The organism is uncultured Anaerococcus sp. (assembly GCF_947253225.1).
GTDB lineage: Bacteria > Bacillota > Clostridia > Tissierellales > Peptoniphilaceae > Anaerococcus.
Genome location: NZ_CAMXYR010000022.1, coordinates 1 through 25,209, shown reverse-complemented (window position 1 = coordinate 25,209; position 25,209 = coordinate 1). Strand labels below are relative to the sequence as shown.

24 protein-coding genes, 1 tRNA gene, 1 other RNA gene and 1 pseudogene are annotated in these 25,209 nt (G+C 34.1%); 25 read left to right on the top strand and 2 right to left on the bottom strand.

Translation table 11 applies throughout. The features are described 5' to 3' along the window. From Q0W95_RS04265 to Q0W95_RS04245, 5 genes and pseudogenes are all read left to right on the top strand, one after another. Positions 1–263 (top strand): annotated as a pseudogene (locus Q0W95_RS04265) (tRNA (adenine(22)-N(1))-methyltransferase TrmK); the annotation flags it as partial. Beyond that, positions 245–1,015, top strand: a complete 771-nt coding sequence (locus Q0W95_RS04260; protein ID WP_297790273.1) for a Nif3-like dinuclear metal center hexameric protein — start codon at positions 245–247, stop codon at positions 1,013–1,015. The pseudogene Q0W95_RS04265 and the gene Q0W95_RS04260, both read left to right, overlap by 19 nt. A 35-nt stretch (positions 1,016–1,050) precedes the next feature. Then, positions 1,051–1,391: RNase P RNA component class A (gene rnpB, locus Q0W95_RS04255), an RNA gene on the top strand. A gap of 255 nt (positions 1,392–1,646) precedes the next feature. Continuing rightward, positions 1,647–3,224 (top strand): SH3 domain-containing C40 family peptidase, encoded by a 1,578-nt coding sequence (locus Q0W95_RS04250; RefSeq protein ID WP_297790272.1) that lies wholly within the window; start codon positions 1,647–1,649, stop codon positions 3,222–3,224. A 60-nt stretch (positions 3,225–3,284) separates the two neighbouring features. After that, positions 3,285–4,067: a bifunctional 5,10-methylenetetrahydrofolate dehydrogenase/5,10-methenyltetrahydrofolate cyclohydrolase gene (locus Q0W95_RS04245; protein ID WP_297790271.1), complete on the top strand. Its 783-nt coding sequence runs from the start codon at positions 3,285–3,287 to the stop codon at positions 4,065–4,067. Between the two features lie 79 nt (positions 4,068–4,146). Here the strand turns inward: Q0W95_RS04245 and tpx are convergent, their stop codons facing one another. Beyond that, positions 4,147–4,656, bottom strand: coding sequence for a thiol peroxidase (tpx, locus tag Q0W95_RS04240; RefSeq protein WP_297790270.1), 510 nt, complete (start codon positions 4,654–4,656; stop codon positions 4,147–4,149). A gap of 127 nt (positions 4,657–4,783) precedes the next feature. Between tpx and Q0W95_RS04235 the strand changes: the two genes are divergently transcribed. The 6 genes from Q0W95_RS04235 (at position 4,784) to Q0W95_RS04210 (ending at position 8,384) form a co-directional block, all read left to right on the top strand. Further along, complete coding sequence (locus Q0W95_RS04235) at positions 4,784–5,431, top strand: 50S ribosomal protein L25 (RefSeq protein WP_297790269.1); 648 nt, start codon at positions 4,784–4,786, stop codon at positions 5,429–5,431. A gap of 86 nt (positions 5,432–5,517) precedes the next feature. After that, on the top strand, positions 5,518–6,147 hold the full coding sequence (tmk, locus tag Q0W95_RS04230) for a dTMP kinase (protein ID WP_297790268.1): 630 nt from the start codon (positions 5,518–5,520) through the stop codon (positions 6,145–6,147). Further along, positions 6,144–6,473, top strand: a complete 330-nt coding sequence (locus tag Q0W95_RS04225; protein WP_297790267.1) for a cyclic-di-AMP receptor — start codon at positions 6,144–6,146, stop codon at positions 6,471–6,473. Before tmk ends, Q0W95_RS04225 begins: the two co-directional genes overlap by 4 nt. After that, positions 6,470–7,261, top strand: coding sequence for a DNA polymerase III subunit delta (locus tag Q0W95_RS04220; protein ID WP_297790266.1), 792 nt, complete (start codon positions 6,470–6,472; stop codon positions 7,259–7,261). The genes Q0W95_RS04225 and Q0W95_RS04220 overlap by 4 nt, the downstream gene beginning before the upstream one ends. Further along, complete coding sequence (locus Q0W95_RS04215) at positions 7,262–8,074, top strand: stage 0 sporulation family protein (protein ID WP_297790265.1); 813 nt, start codon at positions 7,262–7,264, stop codon at positions 8,072–8,074. Positions 8,075–8,210: 136 nt separating this feature from the next. Continuing rightward, positions 8,211–8,384, top strand: coding sequence for a 4Fe-4S binding protein (locus Q0W95_RS04210; protein WP_004836237.1), 174 nt, complete (start codon positions 8,211–8,213; stop codon positions 8,382–8,384). 233 nt (positions 8,385–8,617) lie between these two features. On the opposite strand, the gene Q0W95_RS04205 is transcribed toward Q0W95_RS04210, so the two are convergent. Beyond that, positions 8,618–8,693, bottom strand: a tRNA-Thr gene (locus Q0W95_RS04205). 102 nt (positions 8,694–8,795) lie between these two features. Here Q0W95_RS04205 and Q0W95_RS04200 point away from each other — a divergent pair. The 14 genes from Q0W95_RS04200 to Q0W95_RS04135 all read left to right on the top strand — a co-directional run bounded on the left by Q0W95_RS04200 (position 8,796) and on the right by Q0W95_RS04135 (position 25,033). Next, on the top strand, positions 8,796–9,977 hold the full coding sequence (locus Q0W95_RS04200) for a hypothetical protein (RefSeq protein ID WP_297790264.1): 1,182 nt from the start codon (positions 8,796–8,798) through the stop codon (positions 9,975–9,977). A 72-nt stretch (positions 9,978–10,049) separates the two neighbouring features. Continuing rightward, positions 10,050–12,149 (top strand): Tex family protein, encoded by a 2,100-nt coding sequence (locus tag Q0W95_RS04195; protein ID WP_297790263.1) that lies wholly within the window; start codon positions 10,050–10,052, stop codon positions 12,147–12,149. Next, the gene (locus tag Q0W95_RS04190; RefSeq protein ID WP_297790262.1) at positions 12,146–13,864 is read left to right on the top strand and encodes a proline--tRNA ligase; all 1,719 of its coding nucleotides are present in this window, start codon (positions 12,146–12,148) and stop codon (positions 13,862–13,864) included. The genes Q0W95_RS04195 and Q0W95_RS04190 overlap by 4 nt, the downstream gene beginning before the upstream one ends. Before the next feature lie 56 nt (positions 13,865–13,920). Then, positions 13,921–14,784, top strand: a complete 864-nt coding sequence (gene fba, locus Q0W95_RS04185) for a class II fructose-1,6-bisphosphate aldolase (protein ID WP_297790261.1) — start codon at positions 13,921–13,923, stop codon at positions 14,782–14,784. Between the two features lie 58 nt (positions 14,785–14,842). Continuing rightward, positions 14,843–16,147, top strand: coding sequence for a transcription termination factor Rho (gene rho / locus Q0W95_RS04180; RefSeq protein WP_297790260.1), 1,305 nt, complete (start codon positions 14,843–14,845; stop codon positions 16,145–16,147). A 71-nt stretch (positions 16,148–16,218) separates the two neighbouring features. After that, the gene (rpmE, locus tag Q0W95_RS04175; RefSeq protein WP_004834351.1) at positions 16,219–16,422 is read left to right on the top strand and encodes a 50S ribosomal protein L31; all 204 of its coding nucleotides are present in this window, start codon (positions 16,219–16,221) and stop codon (positions 16,420–16,422) included. A gap of 46 nt (positions 16,423–16,468) precedes the next feature. Beyond that, on the top strand, positions 16,469–17,263 hold the full coding sequence (gene prmC / locus Q0W95_RS04170; protein ID WP_297790275.1) for a peptide chain release factor N(5)-glutamine methyltransferase: 795 nt from the start codon (positions 16,469–16,471) through the stop codon (positions 17,261–17,263). Positions 17,264–17,266: 3 nt separating this feature from the next. Further along, a complete protein-coding gene (prfA, locus tag Q0W95_RS04165) occupies positions 17,267–18,343 on the top strand; it encodes a peptide chain release factor 1 (protein WP_297790259.1) in 1,077 nt (358 codons plus the stop codon). Further along, positions 18,344–19,279 carry a cation diffusion facilitator family transporter gene (locus tag Q0W95_RS04160; RefSeq protein WP_297790258.1) on the top strand — a complete coding sequence of 312 codons (936 nt, stop codon included), beginning with the start codon at positions 18,344–18,346 and terminating at the stop codon, positions 19,277–19,279. It begins immediately after the preceding gene. 11 nt (positions 19,280–19,290) lie between these two features. Beyond that, positions 19,291–20,325 (top strand): L-threonylcarbamoyladenylate synthase, encoded by a 1,035-nt coding sequence (locus Q0W95_RS04155; protein WP_297790257.1) that lies wholly within the window; start codon positions 19,291–19,293, stop codon positions 20,323–20,325. Positions 20,326–20,333: 8 nt separating this feature from the next. Next, positions 20,334–20,963: a uracil phosphoribosyltransferase gene (gene upp / locus Q0W95_RS04150; RefSeq protein WP_297790256.1), complete on the top strand. Its 630-nt coding sequence runs from the start codon at positions 20,334–20,336 to the stop codon at positions 20,961–20,963. An 8-nt stretch (positions 20,964–20,971) separates the two neighbouring features. Beyond that, positions 20,972–22,246 carry a UDP-N-acetylglucosamine 1-carboxyvinyltransferase gene (murA, locus tag Q0W95_RS04145; RefSeq protein ID WP_297790255.1) on the top strand — a complete coding sequence of 425 codons (1,275 nt, stop codon included), beginning with the start codon at positions 20,972–20,974 and terminating at the stop codon, positions 22,244–22,246. Positions 22,247–22,254: 8 nt separating this feature from the next. Then, positions 22,255–24,414 (top strand): ATP-dependent RecD-like DNA helicase, encoded by a 2,160-nt coding sequence (locus tag Q0W95_RS04140; RefSeq protein ID WP_297790254.1) that lies wholly within the window; start codon positions 22,255–22,257, stop codon positions 24,412–24,414. After that, entirely contained in the window at positions 24,407–25,033 is a 627-nt protein-coding gene (locus tag Q0W95_RS04135) for a phosphoribosyltransferase family protein (protein ID WP_297790253.1), read from the top strand. The genes Q0W95_RS04140 and Q0W95_RS04135 overlap by 8 nt, the downstream gene beginning before the upstream one ends. Positions 25,034–25,209: the final 176 nt, after the last annotated feature.

The window sequence follows — 25,209 nt, the reverse complement described above, 5'->3', positions numbered from 1 at the left end:
AAAATGGGAAGTATTATGATATTATCAAGGCGTGCTATGGAAAAACTAGTAAGTTAACTCTTGCTGAAACTTATTATGGTAAGGATGATATAAAAAATAAAAGTAGGTTGTTAGAAGAGAAATTGCAAGAAGATTACAATAAAAATCAAGCCTTCAGAAAAGCTATTATAGAAAATGCTAAAGATAATCGAGGTCTTGATAGGATTGATGAGAGATTAGAAGCTATTGATGAGGTTAGAAAATTATGGAAATTAGAGAATTAATAGAAAAATTAGAGGAAAAATATCCCTTTTATCTCCAAGAATCTTGGGATAATTCTGGTCTTCAACTAGGAAATCCTAACAAGGAAGTTAAAAATGTCCTTGTTTCCTTAGATCTTGAGGAAAAAGGAATTGAAAAGGCCCTAGCTAATGATTGCAATTTAATAATAACCCACCACCCTTATCTTTTTTCAGGAGCTAAGACAATTGATTTAAGTAAAAATTTTTATAAGAGACTAGAGATGGCCATAAAAAATGATCTAACAATTTATGCTTTTCATACTAATTTAGACATTGCTTGGGGTGGTTTGAATGATAATTTATGTAAAATTCTGGGGATAGAAAATACTGAGGTTTTAGAAAACGGAAAAGATATAGGCCTTGGTAGGTACGGGTATATCAAGGAAAAAGACGCAGATGATTTCATCAAAGAAATCAAAGAAGTCCTAAAGGCAGAAGGCCTAGTAGTTTATGGAGAAACTGATAAGAAAATAAGAAAAATTGCTGTTTGTGGAGGAGCTGGGGGTGAGCTGATTAGAGATGCTATAAATAAATCTTGCGATTTGATGCTCACTGGAGATGTGAGATATCACGATGGGATGGATCTTTCTAATGAAGGGATAATAATAGTAGATGCAGGTCATTTTGCAAGCGAAAACCATGTTATATACATGCTCAAAGATGTTATTGAAAAAAATATAGATGGGAAAGTTATTACTTATTCTAAAGAAGACTCATTCAGAAAGTTTTTTTAATTTGTCTGCCTTAAATTATGAGGTAAAATAAAACTGGAGTAAGTCGGATAATCGCGGGGGTAAAACCACGAGGAAAGTCCGTGCACCACAGAGCGAGGATGCTTGATAACGTCAAGTAGGAGTGATCTTCAGGCAAGTGCAACAGAAAGTATACCGCCAGCCTAGGCTGGTAAGGTTGGAATGGCGAGGTAAGAGCTCACCAGCTATCTAGTGATAGATAGGCTATGTAAACCCCATCCGGTGCAAGAACGAAAGGGACAGTAGGATGTTTGCTCGACACGGTCCAGTATGGTAGTTCGCTTGAGCTTATTGGTGACAGTAAGCCTAGACAGATGATTATCCAAGACAGAACACGGCTTATAGATTTGCTCCACTACATATAATTATTAACATTTTGTAACTAATTATGGAGGAAATGTTAATTATTTTTACACTTTTCGAAAAAAACTTTAGTTATATTGGCAAAATATCAAGAATTGAACAATATAACTAAATAAAATACAGGAAAGTGTAATTTTTTTGTAACTAATTCTTGACACTTTTGTTAAAAAGATATAAAATACAAGTAGATTTCAAAACAGACATAAATTAAATTATAAAATTTTCATTACAATATATGATGGAGGACTTAATGAATAAGAAAAAAATAGGAGCTATGCTATCAGTTATAGCTGCAGTTTCAGCAGGTGCTAGTGCATACGCGACTACTATAGGAAATTTAGACCAAGATCAACACACAAACTCGTTAATTTCAGATGTTGACTATACAGATAGTTATTCTGATTATGATTTAGTGAAAAATGAATATACTAGTGAAGTTAAAAATACAAAAGTAAGTCAAGAAGCTAGTTCTAATAATCAAAAACAAGGCTTGATTGAAAAAGCCGCTAATGATGCTTTAGTTGAGATCAAGGCACAAAGGCTTGCTAAAAAATCAGTATTAAAGGATGCCAAAGAAGATAAATCTGAGGATGTTAAAACAACTGATTCGGATGAAAAATCTTCTGAAGAAGTAAAAGACACCAAGGAAGTTGCAGAAAAAGAAAGCCAACCAGTTGCAGATGTAACTTCTGTAAAATATGTTAACGCTGAGTTAGTTAACCTAAGAAGTTCAAAAGACCTAGATGATAATAATATCCTTGCTACATTAAAAGCAGGTGATAAGGTTATCGGAAAACTAGAAGATGGATTCCTTGGCACAGAAGCAGGATACATAAAAGAAGAATTTCTTACTGATTCATATCCAGAAGACTTAGTAAGATCAATAAAAGAAAAAGAAGAAGCAAGAATTGCCCAAGAGGCTAAAGAGGCTGAGGAAGCTAAAATAGCTGAAGAGGCAAGAAAGGCTGAAGAAGCTAAAAAAGCCGAAGAGGCAAGAAAGGCTGAAGAAGCTAAGAAAGCCGAAGAGGTAAGAAAGGCTGAAGAAGCTAAAAAAGCCGAAGAGGCAAGAAAAGCTGAAGAAGCTAAGAAAGCTGAAGAGGCAAGAAAAGCTGAGGAAGCTAAAAAGGCTCAAGAGGCTAAAGCAGCCCAGGAATCAAGAGCTGCAAAAGCTCAATCTTACTATAAAACTGGCTGGGTAAGCACTTCTATCCTAAATGTTAGAAGCAGTGCAAATGGAAATATAATTGGTTCTGTTAAAAAAGGTGAATGGCTAGAAGGTCAAGCTTCAAATGGATGGCTCGCTATTAACTACAATGGTCAAACTGGTTACGTTTCATTAGATTACATTTCCGATACAGAAGTTGCCAAAGAAGTTGCAAAACCAGCTCCTGCTCCAGCACCTAAAGAAGAAGTGGCAGAGGAAGCATCAGTTGAGAAACAAGCTCCTCAAGTATCAGGGTCTGGTCAAAGTGCAGCTAACATTGCAAGCCAATTCGTAGGACTTCCATATATATGGGGTGCAGCCGATCCAAATGTTGGATTTGACTGTTCAGGTTTAACATCCTATGTTTACTCTCAACTAGGAGTTTATATCCCACACCAATCAGCTGCTCAATATTCATATGGTTATTCAGTTGATTTTAATAACCTACAAGCAGGAGACCTTGTGTTCTTCTCTACTGGTGGAAGAATTGACCATGTAGGTATAATGGTAAGTTCTGACGGAACATTTATCCACGCCTCAACTCCAGCAACAGGTGTTAAATACGATAATATTTATAACTCTTATTACCAATCATCATTCGCTGGTGCAAAAAGAATTTACTAAGAAATCTTATAAGACCCTGATTAGGATATTCCTAATTGGGGCTTTTTCTATGGAGGTAAAATGAAACTTCTTACTACAGATAAAATAAAAGACAAAATAATAAATGAACTCAAGGAAGGGAAAATTAAGAATTCTATTCATCTCTTTAGTAAAAATCCTACTGAAGAGGCGAATTTTTATAAAAAAATGATTATAAAAAGATGTGTAGAATTTGGAATTTCTTATAAAGAATGTGAATTTGGAGATAAAAATATAAGTGAAATCCTAACTTATATAAATACTTTAGATGAAAACGACGGTTATATTATTCTAGCACCCTTTGGCAAAGATGATGATTTAACTTTATTAAAAAACGAGATTAAACTTAGGGATTTAGATGGATTTACCTATAAAAGTCTTGGTCTTAGTATGGAAGGGGATAGGTCATCACTTCCTGCAACAGCTAAAGCCCTTGCAAGATTTATTGATGACTCCTTTTCTGACCTTAGGGGAATCAATATAACAATTGCCAATAGAACTACAATTATAGGAAAGCCTCTTGCAGCTTATCTGATAAGCAGGGGGGCTACAGTTACTATAATAAATAGCACTACTAATAATTCTAAAAACTATATTAAGGGTTCAGATATATTCATAACAGCAATTGGTAGAGCCAACTACTACGATAAAAGCTTTTTTAAGGATAATATGACAATAATTGATGTCGGTACTTCATTTGTTGATGGAAGGCTTATGGGTGATGTTGACTACGAATCTCTTGAAGATATGAATGTTAATGTATTGACTAATAAAAAAGGCATAGGAGTCATTACAACCCTGTGCCTGCTCAATTCAATGCAATAAAAAACTCCGGTTTAAGGGAACGTCCTCTCGAAGTTTAATAAACTAACTTAATTGGATAGCTCACTTAAATGGAGTTTTTTTACTTGTCTAATTTTTTTACTTCTTCAATAGCTTTTTCATAATCAGGAAGGTCTGTATTTTGGTCTAGGTATTCTGCATAGACAATAGTATCATCTCTATCAATTACGAAAACAGCCCTATTTAATAATCGCAATTCATTTATTAGGGTAGAATATTTTTTTGCGAAGTCTTGGTAAATATAGTCGGAAACGAATTTGTTATTTGAGATCTCCTTATCATTTGAAAATCTAACTTGTGCAAAAGGCAAGTCGTTAGAAATTGTAAGTAGGACAACTTGGTCTGAAAAATTTTCAGCAGCTTTCGTAAACATCGTTGTCTGAATTTCACAAACAGATGTATCGATTGATGGTATAACTGAAATAAGTCTTATCTTACCTTCATCTTCTGTTGAAGAATAGTCCGTAAGGTCTGTATTTATAGCCTTAAATATTGGTGCTTTATCGCCTACTTTAAGTTTTTCACCATCTACAGTAACATCTACTGTTCCAAATTTTATTTGTCTTGACATAATTTATCCTTTCTATATTCTATTTACAAAATTATTATACCCGAATAATGATATATAAAACTTAAAATATTGTAAATGATAGGATTATGAGGTATAATTAGTGAGTATGAATATATAAGGAGGCAACATGGCAGACATAGTTTTACAAGCACAAAGAAGAGATGCTACTGGTAAAAACAAAGTTAATAAGCTTAGAAGTGAAGAATTTATTCCAGGAGTTATCTATGCCAAAGATGAAGAAAATATTAATGTTCAAGTAACATCTAGAAATTTTGAAAAAGCACTAAGACAAGCAGGTACATCAACAATCATTACCCTAGACTTTGGTGGTGAAACAAAGGATGTTCTTATCAAAGCTTACCAAAGCCACCCATTCAAGAACCAATTCTTACACGTTGATTTCCAAGCTATCAACCAAAATGAAGCAATAAGAGTTCAAGTTCCAGTTGTATTAGTTGGAAGAGATGATATAAGAGTTGAGCCATCAGTACTTGTTCAAAATATCGACGTAGTTGAAGTAGAATGTCTACCTAAATACATTCCACAAACAGCTGATGTTGAAGTAAGCAACCTTCAAATTGGAGAAAATAGAACAGTAGCTGATCTTGATATAGCTAAGAATGAAAATATTACAATTCTACTAGATGCTGAAGAAGTTATCTGCTCACTTCAAGAACCAAGTGAAGAAGCAATTCCTGAAGATGGAGAAGAAGCTAGTGCAGCTGATGTTCCAACTGTTGGAGAAACAAAAGAAGCTGAATCAAGCGAAGAATAATTAAAAAGGCCTACAGGTCTTTTTTTTTGCATAATTTGTATGAAAATTGTAAATAAAATTTCCTATAATATGATATAATATTACATATGAATGGAAAATTAATAGTATTTGAAGGTCCTGATGGATCTGGAAAAACAAGTGTTTTAACAGAAGTGAAGAGAAGGTTGGATGAAGATGGCATAGACTATCTTGATTTTAGGGAGCCAGGTGGCACGACCATATCTGAAAAAATTAGGAATCTTATCATAGATAATGACAATATAAAAATGACTGCAAGATGTGAATGTTTGCTATTTGCAGCATCAAGAGCCCAACTTATCGAAGAAGCTATAAGACCTGCATTAGACGAAGGAAAACTAGTCTTATGTGATAGGTTTGTTCTAAGTTCTCTGCTCTACCAGGGTTTAGGAAGGGGTTTGGGTATCGACCAAGTTAGAGAAATAAATGACTTTGCTACAAATAAGATGAGGGCTGATTTGACAATTTTTTTTGATATAGATTACAAGACTGCCCTAGAAAGAAAGAGAGCGAATTTTTCAGCGGACAGATTAGAGAATGAGGATTTTGACTTCCACAAGAAAATATTTGATGGTTATGTTAAAATGGCGGAAAAATATAAGGACGAAGTCAAAAAAATCGATGCAACTCTATCAATCAAAGAAGTAACAGACGAAGCTTTAAAACTTATTTATGAATCATTGGAGGATATGCAATGAAATTATTGATAGCTATAGTACAAGATGCAGATGTAAACTTTTTGGTAGATTCCCTAACAGATAAGGGTTATAGGATAACAAAACTTGCTACAACAGGAGGATTTCTAAAAAAAGGTAATACTACTCTTCTTATCGGTGTTGAAGAAGCTGACCTTGATGAGGTATTGGGAATAATAGAAAAAAATTGCAAAAAAAGAAGTACGACAACAACAATTATCAACCCAACAGCAGAAAGTTCTCTACTTACAAACACAGTTCCAATTGATATAACTGTGGGTGGAGCTACTATATTTTTAGTTGATGTTGATAAATATATTCAACTATGACCATATTAGATGATCAATTAAAGAATAAAACTCTAGCTAGTTGTTATATATTTGAAGGGAAAAATCCATCATCAAATAAAGATTTTGCCTTGGATTTTGCAAGAAAAATATTTAATATTTATGGGATAAATGAAGAAATAGAATCTAATCCTGATTTATACTTGCTTGATAAGGAAGGTGGGGTAATTGATATAGATAGTATTAGAAAAATACTAAACAATATCTACCTAGGACCAGATAATGGACAAATCAAAATATACATTATCCACAATGCTCAAGATATGAGGCAGGAAGGTGCCAATGCCATGCTAAAAAGTTTGGAAGAATTAAGACCATATGTGAAGATTATTTTCACTTGTGTGAATAGGGATTCCATTCTTCCAACCATTAGGTCCAGGTGTCAAATAGTTGCTATCGAATCTTCTCAAGAAGAGCTTGATATAGATAAGGATATGGTCAAAAAAATCATAACTGATGTCTACGATGGAAAGATAGAAAGTTTTTATAAAAACAAGGATTTTTTTAATAAATTCAAGGATGAAAGACAAACTATTATAAAATCTATCCAAGAAATCTTCCAAAATTTGTTAAGGCATGAATACGGAAAAGGCTTAACTTCATCAGATGATATTTACACAATGGGTAAATTTAAAGGGTTGAGTTTAGATAGTATAGAAAAAATTGTAATACTACTAGAAGATATAAAGAGAGCTTATAGAACAAATATTAATTATGATTTAAGTATCGAAAAAATCATATTTACTATATTTAGAGAGGGGAATAGCTGATTGAAGGTTGTAGGAATAAGATTTAGACAAGCGGGCAAAATTTACTATTTTGATGCCGATGGAATAGAATTTAATTACAAGGATATGGCTATTGTAGAAACATCTAATGGAATCGAAATAGCAGAGATTGCCCAAACTGATGTTGATTTATCAGAGGAAGCCTTTAATGAGAAACTTTCCCCTGTAATAAGAAAAGCAACAGCAGATGACCTCTGTTACCACAAAAAGAATGAGGAAGATGCAAAATACGCAATCGATCTTTGCCAAAAAAAAGCAATAGCACATGGTCTTTCTATGAAAATAGTTGATGCAAAATTTACTTTCGATAGGAGCAAAATCACTTTCTACTTCAAATCTGAAAATAGGGTAGATTTTAGGTCTTTGGTAAAGGATTTGGCAGCTATATATAGAAATAGGATAGAATTGAGACAGATTGGAGTTAGGGATCACGCAAAAATGATAGAGCACTACGGCTCATGTGGCCAAAGGTGCTGTTGCGGAAGATTCTTAAATGACTTCAAACCACTATCAATAAAAATGGCAAAAGACCAAAATATAACCCTAGATCCTAGCAAGATTTCTGGAATCTGTGGAAGACTTATGTGTTGCCTTTCCTATGAGCAGGAATGCTATAAGTGTGCAAAAAAAACTATGCCCAAAGAAGGCCAGAGGGTTGAAACTTGTGATGGTTACGGAATGGTTCTTGAAAACGACTATGTAAAAGAATCTTGTAGAGTTCGTGTGAAGCTAAAAGATTCAACATCCGATGAAGAAATAGAGAAGACCTACAGGTGCAAAGATTTAGTTTATTAGAAATGATAATTAATATCAATTTGAATAAATTATCATTTTAAAATTAAATTCAGAATAAATATAAAAAAGTTCTTGACTTTTGCTAGTGGGTGTTGTATATTATAGACATAAGAAATAAATAAATAGGAGGAATATTATGGCTTATAGAATAGATGAAAATACATGTATTTCATGTGGATCATGTGAAGGTGAATGTCCAGTAGGAGCAATCGCTCAAGGAGATGCAGCTTACGAGATCGATGCAGACGCTTGTATTGACTGTGGTTCATGTGCAGCAGTATGTCCAGTAGAAGCAATTGACCAAGAATAATCAACTACATAAATAATTGACATACTAAGACCCCTTGAGGGTCTTTTTTCGTTTTAAATTTACACAAAAAGTTGCTATAAAATATTTGGATTAGTTATAGAAAAAGAAAAGAGCTTTTTGGCTTTAAAGAAATACCTACATTGCAAATTCTTTTTTATAGACCTATAATCAGAAAACAAAAAAAAGCTGGAAAGAATCTAGAGTTTATTCTTTAAAAATTTCAGGCAAAAAAATGGAGCTAGAAACAGGACTTGAACCTGCAACCTTCGGTTTACGATACCGCTGCTCTACCACTTGAGCTATTCTAGCATACTTATATATTACCATATTTTTATGGATTTGTGTGTATTTTTTTATTTTTTTTATTGTATCTTGGTAGATATTTGATATAATTATAAGTATGGAGCTATTATGGATTTATCAGATATATTTAATGAATTAGGAAATTTACTAACTTACAATCAAATAACAATAGTCCCTGTAATTTTCATTGGAGTATTACTTATCCTTTATCTTGTATCGAAGGCTTTCAGAAAGAGCGGTCTATTTATCCTATCTTTTACGTTTGCCCTTGATTATGGCATAAAATCATTGCCAATAAATCTTTATGAGATTTTTCCTATACTCAATAACATTATTGCTGGTATGTATTTGTTGGGAGCAATTGTCTTTGTGATTAAAATTGCAAGAATTCTTTTTAAAACTTCAACAAATCTTGTAAAGGCGAGCGAGTACAAACCAAAGGGCAAGGGATTTTTCTCCTATACTGGTGCACTTTTCTTTATAATCATGGTAGTGGTAAATATTATTGATACCAAGAATTTTTTGCCTACTCCAATCAAAAGTCTCCTTACATCTCTATCATTTTTATATATGATATTTAGAACCTTGTATTCAACCTATAAGCATCTTAACGATAAGGATGTAAGGCTTATAAATGACAAGATGGAATTTGATGATATAGACGAATACTTAAAGGAGACTTCTGGTGAGAAATCACCTAGGAAAAAGCATGGAGATCGTATTATAAGGAAAAGTTTAGATGATGATATAAAAATCTACAAAAATGAAGCTGAATCAACTAAAGATACAAGTAAAACTTGTGCCGAAGAAAATTTTCTAGCTGACTTATATAGGATTCAGGATAAGGAAAAAGAGATTGAGCAAATTGAAAAAGAGCTATCAAATACGGATATCATACACCTTGCTACAAGAGAAGATAAAACTTACACGAACTTTATAACCTTTAGGTTGACTGAAATGACTACAGGTGAAGTTACGTCTTATACAAGTAAAAATGCAAGGTTTAATATGGTTGAGGAGAAGGAGTACAAGGTAGATTTGGAATTTAAGCACAATAATGAGTACGACTATGGTAGGTTTATTGACATTCTTATAATGTATTCAAAGAATAGAAAAGCTTACAAATTTGAATTGATTGTCGAACCTTCTGATATTAAACAATCAAAGATAGTGCTTTACGATCCGTCAAATATTTTTGATTTTGATGGTAAGGATTATCAAAATATTGGTGGTAGAATAATTAGTATGAATTTTCCTAAATATAAGATTAATTTTATTACAGGAAATTAAGGGATTGGATAAGAGTTTAGGTAGGAATTATTCCTATCTTTTGCTTTTTAGAGGAGTTGTTATATAAATTTTATGAATATTACGGAAATATTATCAGATCAGTTAAAGATTAGTGGGGATAGGATTGGAGCAGTTACTAAACTTTTGGATGAGGGTTCTACTGTTGCCTTTATAGCTAGGTATAGAAAGGAAGTTACTGGAAATCTTACTGATGTGGAAATAAGGGAAATAGAAAAAAACCTTAAAAAGTTAAGAAATATCGAAAAACGACAAGAAGAAATTATCAATTCTATAGAAGGTCAAGGCAAACTTACTGATGAGCTTAAAGAGGAGATTTTGTCCACAAATTCTCTTACAATTCTTGAAGACATCTATGCTCCTTACAAGTCAAAAAGAAAAACTAGGGCAGATATAGCCAGAGAGTTCGGACTCGATGTACTTTTGAAAAAGATATTTGATACTATAACTAGCATGGACGAAGCATTAACTACTGCTAAGGACTTCCTTTGCGAAGGACTTGAAGATGAGAAGGAGGCAGTGGAAAGGTCTCTTGATATATTAGCGGAAGATATAGCAAATAGCATTCCGGCAAGAAATATTATAAGAAGAGATGGTTTTGTTAGGGCTAAGCTTATTGCTGGTGAGAAAGAAGACGAAAATGGTCTTTACGAAAATTATTATAACTTCACAAAAAAGCTTAGAGAAATGAAAGCCTTCCAAATTCTCGCTATCAATAGGGCAGAGAAAGAAAATGCCCTTAGTGTTAAACTTGAATTTACTGATGAATACAATAAAAAGCTTATAGGGGATTTGTTTGAGGAAAATAAGACCTATAATGATTTTCAGAAGAACTTGTTGAAGAATACTGTTGATGATGCTTACAAGAGACTCATGCTTCCATCCATTACAACAGAGATGAGGAATTTCCTAACAGATAAGGCAGAGGATGAGTCGATAGATGTTTTTGGTAAGAATTTGAAGCCGTATCTCTTGCAAAGACCCATAAAAGGGCAGGCGGTTATAGGACTTGACCCAGGTTTTAGAACGGGATGTAAGGTTGCAGTAGTCGATCAATTCGGAAAATATTTAGATTCAGCAGTTATTTATCCTGTAGAACCCCACAAAAAGGAAAAAGAATCCATTGAAATTCTCAAAAAATTTATAGAAAAATATGGGGTAAGCTTGATTGCTTTAGGTAATGCCACAGCTTCTAGGGAAACAGAACTTGTAGTTAACAAGTTGTTGAAAGAAGTTAGAGGCGTAAGCTATGCTGTAGTCAACGAGGCGGGAGCATCTGTATATTCTGCATCAAGTCTTGGCAAGGAAGAGTTTCCAGACTTAGATGTTACAATTAGAGGAGCTATTTCAATGGCGAGAAGGCTTCAAGACCCTATGGCAGAACTTGTTAAGATTGAGCCAAAACATATAGGAATAGGTCAATACCAGCATGACCTTGATGAAAAGAAACTTGATGAAGAACTTTCCAAGATTGTTGAAGATGCAGTAAATGAAGTTGGTGTTACAATCAACAATGCTTCTTATAAACTTTTGGGTTATGTTTCTGGACTCAACCAAAACTTAGCGAAAAGAATTGAAGAGGACTTCAAAGATGGCAAGTTAGTTTATAGAAAAGACCTTAAAAATGTTAAGGGACTTGGAGATAAGACTTACAAGCTTGCTGCTGGTTTTTTGAGGTTTCCAGATTCGCCAGAGCTTTTAGATAATACGGCGGTTCATCCAGAATCATATAAGATTGCGAAAAAATTAGTTGGTAAGGACTTAGCTAATATCGACTTAGAACAGTTAGCGGAAGAACTTGAGGTTGGACTTCCGACACTTAAAGATATAATTGCTGAGCTTAAGAAGCCCGGCAGGGATCCTAGAGAAGATAATCCTGAGGTTTTAACTAAAAAAGAAATAATGGGAATAGATGATCTCAAGGAAGGGATGGTTTTAAAGGGCAAGGTTCGTAATATTACAGACTTTGGTGCCTTTGTAGATATTGGAGTAGGAATAGATGGGCTTGTTCATATTTCAAGGATTTCTAACAAATATATAACAAATCCTAACGAAGTATTGACAAACTCACAAATAGTAGATGTAAAAGTAATAGAGATAGACAAGAAAAAACAAAGAATAGGTCTATCAATGAAGGATGTAGGAGAAATATGAAATTATCAAAATATTATATGCCAACACTCAGGCAAGACCCTGTAGATGCAGAAACAGCTAGCCATAGATTTTTGACAAGAGGTGCTTTTATAAGAAAGCAAGCTAGTGGAGTTTACTCTTTTTTGCCATTAGGTAAGAAAGTAATTAATAAAATTGAAGCTATAGTGCGTATTGCTATGGAAAACTATGACTCTATTGAAGTGTCAACATCAATACTTCAAGCCAGAGAAATATGGGAAGCTTCAGGAAGATGGGAAACTTTTGGCCCTGAAATGTTTAAACTAAAAGATAGGCACGATAGAGAATATTGCCTTGGACCAACTGCTGAGGAATCCTTCACAAATTTAGTCAAAAATGAACTAAATTCATACAAACAATTACCCCTAAACATTTATCAAATAGTAGATAAATTCAGGGACGAGAAAAGACCAAGATTTGGTATCAATAGGTCAAGAGATTTTCTTATGAAAGATGCTTATTCTTTTGATGCAGATTTTGAAGGCCTAGAAGTATCTTACAAGAAGATGTGGGATGCCTATGTAGAAGCTTTTGACAAGATGGGGCTAACTTACAAAATCGTTGAGGGAGATACAGGAACTATGGGAGGCAAAAAAAGCCACGAGTTCATAGCTCTCTCCGAGACGGGTGAGGGAGTGATTCTTTATACAGATTCTTCAGATTATGCTGCAACAGATGAAAAAGCAAGATTTAAGATGGATTTTGTTAAAGAAGAAGAAAAAGAACTGGAACTTGTAGAAACAGTTGGAAAAACAACAATAGAAGAGGTTTCTGAATTTTTAGGAACAGACCCAAGACACTGTGCAAAAGCAGTTGACCTACTTGTTAAAGGTGAGCCAGTTATTTGCTTTGTGCCAGGAGATAGAGAGCTAAATATGGCAAAACTTATCTCTTACCTTAAGGTTCCAGAACATGAAATAGAAATGTTGGATGATGAAACAATCGAAAAAATAACAGGAGCTAAGCCAGGTTATACTGGACCAATCGGGCTAGAAGAAGGAGTAAGAGTTCTTGTAGATGAATCCTTAACAAAGATAAACAACCTTGTTATTGGTGCGAATAAAAGTGACCACCACTATAAAAATGCTAACTATGGTAGGGATTTTGAGGGAGAAATTGTTGAAGATCTACTTACAGCAAGACAAGGAGATATGGCCTATGATGGTTCAGGAATTTTGAAAGCTGCTAGGGGCATTGAGGTAGGAAATATCTTCCAACTAGGAACAAAATATTCAGAAGGACTAGAGGCCTACTTCTTGGATGAAAATGGCAAGCAAAAGCCTTTTATTATGGGTTCATACGGAATAGGAATTTCTCGTTCAGTTTCAGCTATTGTGGAGCAATACCACGATGATAGAGGAATTATTTGGCCAACCTCTGTTGCTCCTTTTGAAGCCATAGTAACAATTATAAATATTAATGATGATAAGCAAAAAGAACTAGGAGAAAGAATTTATAAGAAATTTAAGGAGGAAAGGATAGATGTCCTCCTTGATGATAGAAAAGAAAGAGCTGGAGTTAAGTTTAACGATAGAGACCTTATTGGAATTCCATATAGAATTACTGTTGGAAAAGACGCTAGCGAAAATCTCGTAGAGTATTCTACCAGACGTGAAATGGATAATGAAAAAATATCTTCGGATGAGGCTATAGAAAAAATAATTTCAGCTATCAAAAAAGACCTATCTTTTAGCTAAAAAAAGGGTATTATTATACTGAAAGAAAATTTGAATAAGAACTATAAGGAGACAATATGTTAGTTAATGCAAAAGAAATGTTAGATAAAGCTTATGAAAATGGATATGCTATTGGTCACTTCAACACAAATAACCTTGAATGGACAAAAGCAATCCTAACCGCAGCAGAAGAAAAGAAGACAGCTGTTATAATTGCAGGTTCTGAAGGTGCAATTAAGTATATGGGTGGTTTTAAAGTTGTTGCTAATCTAGTAAAAACAATGCACGATGAAATGGGAATCACAGTTCCAGTTGCAATTCACCTTGATCACGGTTCATATGAAGGAGCTAAGAAAGCTATCGAAGCTGGATTCACATCAGTAATGTTTGATGGTTCTCACTTCCCACTTGAAGAAAACCTTGAAAAGACAAGAGAAATTGTTGAACTTGCTCATTCAAAGGGAATCTCTGTAGAAGGTGAAGTTGGTGGAATTGGTGGAGAAGAAGATGGCGTTGCCTCTGAAGGTGAACTTGCTGATGTTGAAGAATGTAAACAACTTGCAGCTTGTGGAATTGACTTCTTAGCAGCAGGAATCGGTAATATCCACGGAGTATATCCAGCAAACTGGAAGGGACTAAATTTTGAAAGACTTAAAGAAATTTCTGATGCAGTTAAAATGCCAATAGTTCTACATGGTGGTACAGGTATTCCTGATGACCAAATCAAAAAAGCAATCAGCCTTGGTGTATCAAAAATCAACGTAAATACTGAGTGTCAACTTGTATTTGCTGAAGCTACAAGAAAATATATTGAAGCTGGAAAAGACCTAAAAGGCAAAGGCTTTGACCCAAGAAAAGTTTTAGCTGATGGAACACAAGCTATTATCGATAAAGTAGAAGAAAAAATCGAGATGTTTGGTTCAACAAATAGCGCAAAATAAGAAAAATAAGGAAAAGGGGGGGAGCCTAGATGGCTCTCTTTTTTCTACAAAGGAATGTATGGATAATTTAAAAGAGAAAAAATTAGTTGACCTAAGAGAAATTGCAAAAGAATTAGGCATTGAATCTATTACAAAGTACAGAAAAGATGAGCTGATTAAGCTAATAGAAGAAGAAAATGCCAACAAAGACGAAGAGAAAAAAGAAGAAGCAGAAAATGACTTGGGAGCCAAGTTTGATTGTGAAGGAATCCTAGAAATACTACCAGATGGTTATGGATTTCTAAGAACAGAAATGTATGAAAGTGGAGATGATGATATCTATGTCCCACCTAAGCAAATTAAGATGTTTAGGCTAAAAACTGGAGATTTCATCAGAGGAATCGCCAGAGAAAAGCACGCTAGAGATAAATTTGCTCCTTTAATATTTGTATCAGATGTAAATGGAATTAAGCCTGGAGTTGCCTTTAATAGACCACTTTTTGAAGACTTGACACCAATCTATCCAAACGAAAAAATTAGTCTTGAGACAAGCAAACAACATTTTTCAGAAAGAATCATAGATTTTATTAGTCCAATCGGTCGTGGCCAAAGAGGGTTGATTGTCTCCCAACCCAAGGCAGGAAAGACCACTCTTATCAAAGATATTGAAAGATCAATAGAAAAAAATTACGAAGATATTAAAATAATTGTATTATTAATTGACGAAAGACCAGAAGAAGTTACTGACTTTATAAGATATGTCAATGAATATAGGGATCCAACCAATGAACTTATGAGAACAGAAGTTGCGGCATCAACCTTTGACAAGCCACCACAAAATCATATCGATATGGCTGAGATGGTTCTTGAAAGAGCTAAAAGATTTGTTGAGGGAAAAAAAGATGTGGTAATTCTCCTTGATTCAATAACAAGACTTGCTCGTGCCTACAATATTATGACTCCTCAATCAGGACGAACTCTTTCTGGTGGGCTTGATCCTCTTGCTCTAGTAGGTCCTAAACAATTTTTTGGGGCTGCAAGAAATATAGAGGGTGGTGGTTCTCTAACAATCCTAGCTACAGCCCTAGTGGATACTGGTTCTAGAATGGATGATATGATTTTTGAAGAGTTTAAGGGAACTGGAAATATGGAGATTCACCTTGACAGAAGGCTTGCTGATAGAAGAATATTCCCAGCAATTAATATAGAAAAATCATCAACAAGGAGAGAGGACCTTCTTCTTACGGACAGGGAGTTAGAAGCTGTTGTTAAGCTTAGAAAATCTGATATGTCCACCACCGAATCTATTGTCGAACTTATTGATTGGATGAAAAGGACAGAAACTAACAAGCAATTTATTGACCTTATAAATAATTCCTATTAAGCCTTGAAAAATTAATACATTCATGGTACAATATTAATTGCTTATTGAAAGAAGAAACAAGAGGTGTTCATATGAAAAAAGAATTACATCCAGAATATCACCAAGCAAAAGTAACTTGTATTTCATGTGGAAATGAATTTACCGTAGGTTCTACTGAAGAAGAAATCAAAGTAGAAGTTTGTGGTAATTGTCATCCATTCTACTCTGGAAAACAAAGAAACGCTGAACGTGGTGGTAATGTTGAGAAATTTAACAAAAAATACGGTAGAAAATAATCAAGATAATAAGGTAAGGCAACTTACCTTATTTTTGTGTAAAAATATGACTATAAAAGATTACTTAGATAAAAACTATGAAATAAGCCTGATAGCCCTTACTTATCTCTTAAATACAAGTAAGAGTGGAGTTTTACTTAGAAGTAGTGAACTACTTGAACCAGAAATATCAAAAAAGCTTGATACAATCCTTAAAAAATATGATGAGGGCTATCCTCTCCAATACGCCCTTGGTGAGTGGGAGTTTTATGGATTGACATTTAAGGTTGATGAGAGAGCTTTGATACCAAGGTTTGAAACTGAAATTATTGTCGACTACATAATTAATGCATCATGGACAAAAAATAATATTTTGGATATTGGAACAGGAACTGGTGCTATCGCTTTAAGTCTCGGAAAAAACCTCAATCAAAGCAATATTTTAGCTAGTGACATAAAGGATGAAGCTCTAAGTCTTGCTAAGGAAAATAAGGAAAGGTTAAATATTTCTAATGTTTCTTTCATAAAATCTGATCTGTTTAAGGAAATTTTCGGGAAATTCGATATAATAATATCGAACCCACCTTATATAAATGAGACTGATTATGATAGTTTAGATAAGAGACTATATTATGAACCGAAATCTGCACTTTTTGCCGAAGAAAATGGTCTTTATTTTTATAAGAGAATTGTTAGAGAAGCGAAAAACTATTTGATAGATGGCGGAAGGCTTGTTTTTGAAATTGGATATGATCAAAAGAAAAGTTTATTCAATCTTTTGAACGAATTTGATTTTAAAAATATTGAATGTATTAAGGATTATAATAATTTTGATAGGTTTATAATCGCTGAGAAAGGATAAGATATGTTTGAAAATATAGAACATATAAAGGAAAACTATAAGGAACTAGAAAAAAAGATGATAGATCCTGATGTTTTAGCAGATATTGCAAAATTAACAAAGATTACTAGGGAGTACAACTCTCTTAAACCGATAGTTGAAAAATATGACCAGATTAAAGATGCCGAAGAAACTATTGAGGAAAACAAGGAACTCATCAGTGAAGCGGACGATCAAGATATGGTAGATATGCTTAAAGAGGAGATTAAAGATAATGAAAAACTTCTTGATAAGTACAACGAAGAAATGAAAATTTTGCTAATTCCAAAGGATCCTAATGATTCAAGAGATGTTATTATTGAAATTAGGCCAGGAGCTGGAGGAGATGAGGCAGGACTTTTTGCTGGAGATCTTTACAGGATGTATCACATGTATGCAGATAAAGAAGGGTATAAGGCAGAAGATGTTGAGGTTAATCCACAAGGCGTTGGGGGAATCAAGGATGCGACCTTCATGATTAGGGGTGAGGGAGCTTATTCAAGATTCAAATATGAGTCGGGAGTTCATAGGGTTCAAAGAGTTCCTGAAACAGAATCAGGCGGTAGAATCCACACTTCTACAGCAACAGTTGCTGTACTTCCAGAAGTTGATGAGCTTGATGTTCATGTTGACCCTAATGATATTAGGACTGATGTATTTAGGTCATCAGGTAATGGCGGTCAATCAGTAAATACAACTGACTCTGCAGTAAGACTTACCCATATTCCAACAGGAATTGTTGTAAGCATGCAAGATGAGAAATCTCAAATTAAGAATAAAGAAAAGGCCATGAAGATTCTTCTTGCCCGTATTTACGAGCTTGAAGAAGAGAAAAGAAACAAAGAAATCGCTGATAATAGAAAAAGTCAAGTTGGAACTGGAGATAGATCAGAGAGAATTAGAACCTACAATTTCCCACAAGGACGAATTACTGACCACAGAATTAATAAGACTATCTACCAATTAGATGATTTTCTAAATGGAAATATAGGTGAAATGATCGATTCATTAATAGCAGAAGATCAGACAAGAAAATTAGAAAAAATAGGTGAGGATGAATAATTGTTTAATTTCTTAGCTAGAAAGTTTATAGGAAATCCTAAAAAAAATGACCAATTTACCTATAGACTTTCACTAATTTCTCTATCTTCGTCAATAGGAATAATTATAAACGTCCTACTTTTTGCGATGAAGATAAGTCTTGGTTTTGTCGTAAATTCGCAAGCTATAATAAACGATGCCTTTAACAACTTATCAGATTCTGTAGTATCTCTTATGGCACTATTAGGCTCGAATATTAGTAAAAAACCAGCAGACAAGGAACATCCTTTTGGTCACGGAAGAAGTGAGTATGTAATAAGTTTGCTGGTTGCTATCCTTATTATGTATGTTGGATTTACCTTGTTCATAAATTCTATTAAGAGTTTCACTTCAAATGAGTTTACAAGTTTAAGTCTAATCTCGGGGACGATTCTTCTGCTTTCAATAGGATTTAAGCTCTATATTTATATCTTAAATAGAGACCTCCATAAAAAGCTTGATAGCGACCTTAATCTTGGGGTTATGCTTGATGCTAGAAATGATATTATTTCGACAGGTGCCATAATGCTGGCAGGATTTTTGCAAAAATATGTTAGCATTAACCTTGATGCTATAATGGGTATAATAATTTCGTTTTTTGTATTTCAACCTGGTCTTGAGATGTTCAAAGATACTGTGGCGATTCTTCTGGGAAAGAGAGTTGACAGTGAAATAGAAAATGAAATTAAAAAAATTATTATGGATGAAGGAATGATTGAAGGATTTCACGACTTACAAATTCACGAGTATGGCAAGGGAAGGATGGCAGGGTCTGTGCATGTGGAAGTACCAGCCAATCTTACCGTAGAAACTGTACATTCAGCTATCGACAAGGTAGAGAAGCGAATTTTTAAAGAAACTAGGGTAGAAATAACCATCCACATGGATCCAACTTATTGTTTAATTGAAGAAGATTGAAAGAAGTAAGAATGCAGACAGAAGTTTTAAGGGTTGATAGGAATAATATCGACCAAAAAATTATTAAAAAAGCAGCAGACCTCCTAAAAAAGGGAGAGCTTGTTGCCTTTCCGACTGAAACGGTTTATGGGCTTGGTGCAAGTGGATTAAATGATGAATCTTGTAAAAATATTTTCAAAACTAAGAATAGACCTATAGATAATCCTTTGATTTTACATATTTCTAATATAGATATGTTGTATAATCTAGTAGAAGAAGTAAGCGAAGATGCTAAAAAACTTTTTGGCTTATGGCCAGGACCTCTTACTATAATTTTCAAGAAGTCTAAGCTTATACCTACAACTGTAACGGCAGGCGGAGATACGGTTGCTATAAGATTTCCAGTAGATGAGATTGCAAGAAATATTATAGAAGAAGCGAAAATTCCGATTGCTGCTCCATCTGCCAATATTTCTGGTAGACCATCTCCAACCAATGCATCTGATTGTTTTTTTGACTTGGATGGCAAGATACCTCTTATAGTTGATGGAGGGGAATCTAGAATTGGAATAGAATCTACAGTAATAGATCTTTCGGAAGATATACCAACTATTCTTAGACCTGGTTTCTATACTTTGGAAATGCTAAGGGAAATCTTGCCTCAAGTAAGGCTTGATGATGCCTTAGTTGATGATAATGTAGTTCCAAAATCTCCTGGACAAAAATACAAGCACTATGCTCCAAAGGCGAGGATGCAAGTTTATGTTGGAGATAGGGCAGCTGATTTTATATACAAAAAGGCAAGGTCTTATAGAAGTCAAGGTATTCGTGTTGGAGTTCTTATTTTTGATGACGATATGGAAAGATTTGATGATTTTTATAAAATCTCTTTTGGAGATAGAAATGATTTAAGGCAAATGAGCCACAAATTATTTGCTGCCCTAAGGCAAATGGACAAGATGGGTGTTGACTTAATTCTTGCAGAAGGAGTTATGGATAATAACTTAGGTAAGAGTATAATGAATAGAATGAAAAAATCTGCCGCAGGCAATATTGAATATTTATAGGAGAGCATATGGGAAAAGTAAATGTACTAAATCATCCAGTGATTAAACACAAGATAACAATACTAAGAGATAAGAATACAGGAGCTAATGAATTTAGATCCCTCGTTACTGAGATAGCAATGATTTTAGCCTATGAAGCTACAGAAGATTTAAGCCTTGAAGAGTTTGAAATGGAAACTCCTATAGCTAAAACTACAGGTTATAGATTAGCTGGCAAAAAGCAAGCTATTGTTCCAATACTTAGAGCTGGTCTTGGTATGGTAGATGGAGTTCTTGAAGTTTTACCAGCAGCTAAAATCGGTCACATTGGTATGTATAGGAATGAAGAAACTCTAAAACCAGTAGAGTATTATTGCAAGCTTCCAAATGATGTTGGAAATAGGGATATTCTCGTGGTAGATCCTATGGTTGCTACAGGTGGATCTGTAAATGATGCTATTGAAAGACTAAAAGAAAGAGGATGTAAGTCTATCAAGTTGTTATGTCTAATAGCAGCTCCTGAAGGAATCAAAGCAATTCAAGACAAACATGATGACGTAGATATTTATGTAGCTCAATTAGATGAGAAACTAAATGAAAATGGATATATTGTACCAGGTCTAGGAGATGCTGGTGATAGGTTATTTGGAACAAAATAGGTTAATCTATGAGTAAAGAAATATTAGTTATTAACTCAAATGGACCTCTAAAAGGAGAAGTAGAAATCTCTGGAGCTAAAAATTCAGCTCTTCCGATTCTAGCAGCTTGTGTTTTAGGGACTGAGGAAATTATCTTAGATGGAGTTCCTGAGCTAAAGGATGTCGAAATAATGGTTGAAGTCTTAAAGCACCTTGGCTCTAAGGTTGAGTATATTGACAGAAATAGCCTAAGAATTGATTCTAGCGGAATAAACACATGTGAAACTCCTTATGAGCTAATGGATAAGATGCGTGCGTCCTTTGTAGTTATGGGACCACTCTTATCTAGGTTTTCTAAGGCTTATACCAAAGCACCAGGTGGATGCAATATTGGTTCAAGACCTATCGACCTTCATATCAAGGGTTTTAATGCTCTTGGAGCTGAAACAAGGATAAACGATGAAGAAATAGCTATAGAAGCTAATGGGGGACTAAGGGGTAATGAAATTTACCTAGACTTCCCGTCAGTTGGTGCGACCCAAAACATTATTATGGCGGCCACACTTGCAGAGGGAGAGACTACAATCGAGAATGCTGCAAAAGAGCCAGAAATAGTTGATTTAGCATCTTTCCTATCAAAAATGGGAGCAAAAATTAAGGGTGCAGGAACATCTACAATTACAATAAAAGGTGTAGAGAAGTTAACTGGTACTAGACATACAATAATACCTGATAGGATAGAGGCGGCTACCTATATGCTTGCTGCGGCTATGACAAGGGGAGATGTGAAGATTACAAACGCAATTGGTTCTCATATAAGACCTGTAATTGCAAAACTCATTGAGATTGGTGCAGAAGTTAAAGAAATTGAAGAAGAGGACATTATTTATGTTAAAGCACCTAAGAGATTGAAGTCCACAAATATTCAGACACTTCCATATCCAGGCTTTCCTACAGATGTTCAAGCTCAATTCATGGCTCTTTTAACTTTAAGTAGTGGAGAAAGTAGAATTCAAGAAACTGTCTTCGAAAATAGGTTCATGCATGTTGAGGAACTTTCAAAGATGGGAGCAGTGATTGCGACTTCAGGAAATAGGGCAACCATAGCAGGGGTTGAAAAGCTTCATGGGGCAAGTGTAAAGGCTACAGACCTAAGAGCTGGAGCAGCCTTAGTTATGGCTGGACTTGTCGCTGAAGGAGAAACTAGGGTTTCAGAAATTTACCATATAGATAGGGGATATAGCAACCTTATTGAAAAGCTCACCAAACTTGGGGCAGATATAAAAAGAATTACAGTTGATTAGGATATAAAATGAAATTACAAGGCATAGTAACCAACATTATTTTTAGAAACGATGAAAGTGGATATACCATTCTTGGTGTTGAAACATCCGATTCTGACCTTACTTGTGTTGGTACTATGCCTCTTTTTAATGTAGGCGATAGGGTTGAAATTGAAGGTGAACTTACCTACCACGATAAGTATGGAGAGCAATTTGATATTTCATCAATTCGTCTTGAAAAACCATCTGATAAAGCTTCTATAATTAGGTTTTTATCTTCTGGAAATCTAAAGGGAATCGGCAAAAAAACAGCTGAGGCAATATATGATAAGTTCGGAAAAGATGCTATAGATACAGTCTATAGGAGAACGGAAGAACTTTTGAGAATTGAGGGAATAGGCAAGAAAAAACTTGAAGATATTAAACTTTCGGTAGAAGAAACTAGGGACTCTAGAAGAGTCTTGGAATACATCCAAAGTTTAAACATTTCTTATAATTTATCTATGAAAATCTTTCGTAAGTATGGAGAAAATACAGTAGATATATTAAAAACTAATCCTTACCAGCTAATTGAAGATATAAGTGGAATTGGCTTTACCATGGCCGATAATATAGCTCGTAATATGCAAATGGATACATCTTCAAGCTTTAGGATATCTGCTGGTCTGATCTATATTTTAAATAGGGAAGCAGACTTTAATGGTCATACTTCTTTAAAAATTTCTTACCTAATATCTATGGCTAAGAATCTTTTGAAAGTGCAAGAGGATAGAATAAGGAAAGTTGTAGAAGAGGATATTATTTCAGGAAAACTAGTCCTTATAAATATTGAAGGTGAAAATTACATCTATTCATCAAAAATACTTAGGGCAGAAAAGTCAGTAGCCCTAGCCCTTGCTAGTAAAATTTCTGAAAAATATATCTTCGATGTAGAAATTGATTATGACCTATCTATTTTTTCTCAAGAGCAAAAGCAAGCTATACATAAGGCTTTTGAGGCTATGACGCTAGTAATTACAGGCGGTCCTGGAACTGGGAAAACTACAATTATTAATGCCGTTTGTAAAATTCTTGCTAAAAATGGAATGACCTATGCTCTGGCAGCTCCAACAGGAAGGGCTGCCAAAAGAATGCAAGAATCAACTGGTCAAGAAGCCTTTACAATTCATAGATTACTTGGCATAAGACCAGATGAAAATGTAGCTGAATTTAACGAAGATAACCCTATAGATAAAGACTACATAATTGTAGATGAAATGAGTATGGTTGATATTTATTTGATGGACAGTCTTTTAAAAGCAGTTGGACAAAACACAGCATTAATCTTGGTAGGAGATAGCGACCAGCTACCTTCTGTTGGACCAGGAAATGTTTTAAAAGACATCCTAGCTACAAATATTTCATCTGTTCGACTTAAAAAAATTTTTAGACAGGCTGGAGAGTCAAATATTATAGTAAATGCTCATAGGATAAACAAGGGAGAATATCCAATCCTAAACGAAAAAGGTAAGGACTTTTTTTTCATAGATACAAATGGTCAAAAATTTATGGATACCCTCCTAGGTCTTATTAAAAAAAGACTTCCTGAATACTATAATTTTGACCCAATCAAAGATATCCAAATTTTATCGCCATCAAAAAAAACTGATTGGGGTGTAAACAAGATAAATGAGAAGATTCAAGAGGCTCTCAATAAGGAAAAATATTTTCTAAAATTTAATGATAAAGTTTTCAAGCTACATGATAAGGTAATGCAAGTTAGAAATAATTATGACCTTACCGCAATAAATAGTGAAGAAGGCTTTGATGAGGGAGTCTATAATGGAGATATTGGAATTATAGAAAAAGTCGACCAGCTAGAAGAAAGTTTAGATGTTAGATTTGACGATGGTAGATTAATTCATTATAAGAAAGAAGATATCAAAGACTTAGATCTTTCTTACGCTATAACGATTCATAAGTCCCAAGGTTCTGAGTTTTCATGTGTAATAATTCCAATGATGCAAGTTGCCCCAATGCTTCTTACACGAAATCTGCTCTATACGGGAGTAACTAGGGCTAGAAAAATTGTAATTCTTTTAGGCAACAAAAATATCTTAAAGAGGATGGTCGATAACAATACTTCAAATAAAAGATTTACCAACCTTTCCTATTGGATAGGAGAAATGGAGAAAGTGATTGATGATTGATTTTTTATTTTTAGATAAAGGAGTGTGCTATTTTTGCAAAAAAGAGCCAATAGAGAAATACCACCTATGTTCCTCTTGTCTCAAAAAGCTAGACTATATGGCAAAATCCTTCAAACTACAAGACAATCTTTGCTACAGCATTTATTTTTATAACAATTTCATGAAAAGATTGATTGGAGATTATAAGTTTAATAGAAATACATCCCTATATAAGGTTTTTGGTCAGATGCTTTACGAGTTCTTACTTGATAAAAACTTGATCGATTTTCATTATATACTAGCCTCTCCTTCATCAAAAGAAACTATTAGATTTAGAGGTTTTGACCATATAAGATTGATAGTTGATGAAGCAAACAAGACCATAAAAATACCCTACTTAGAAGATTTTGAAAAAGTTAAAAATACTAAGTCCCAACATAAGCTTAATAGGGAAGAGAGGATGGAAAACTTACTTGGTGCCTTTAGGATTGATAATAATATTAATGGAAAAAGCATCCTTTTAGTTGATGATTTAATTACAACAGGAAATACCTGCTTGGAAATTATTAAAGAGCTAAAGAAAAATGGAGCAGCTCAAGTTGTTTGTCTAAGTCTTGCCACCGAAAGAGGTGGAGATTAAATAGGATAATTTTATATTCTACTAAAGCTAAAAGGGTCTAAAAAGAATTTGCGTATCAAGCTAATATTTATTAAGGGTAGGGCTGATATATTTATTATTTAGAAAGATTTATTTTTCAAATATGAATGTCACTTGCTGAATTTTATAAAACTCTATTAAACATTAAGTGCTAATAA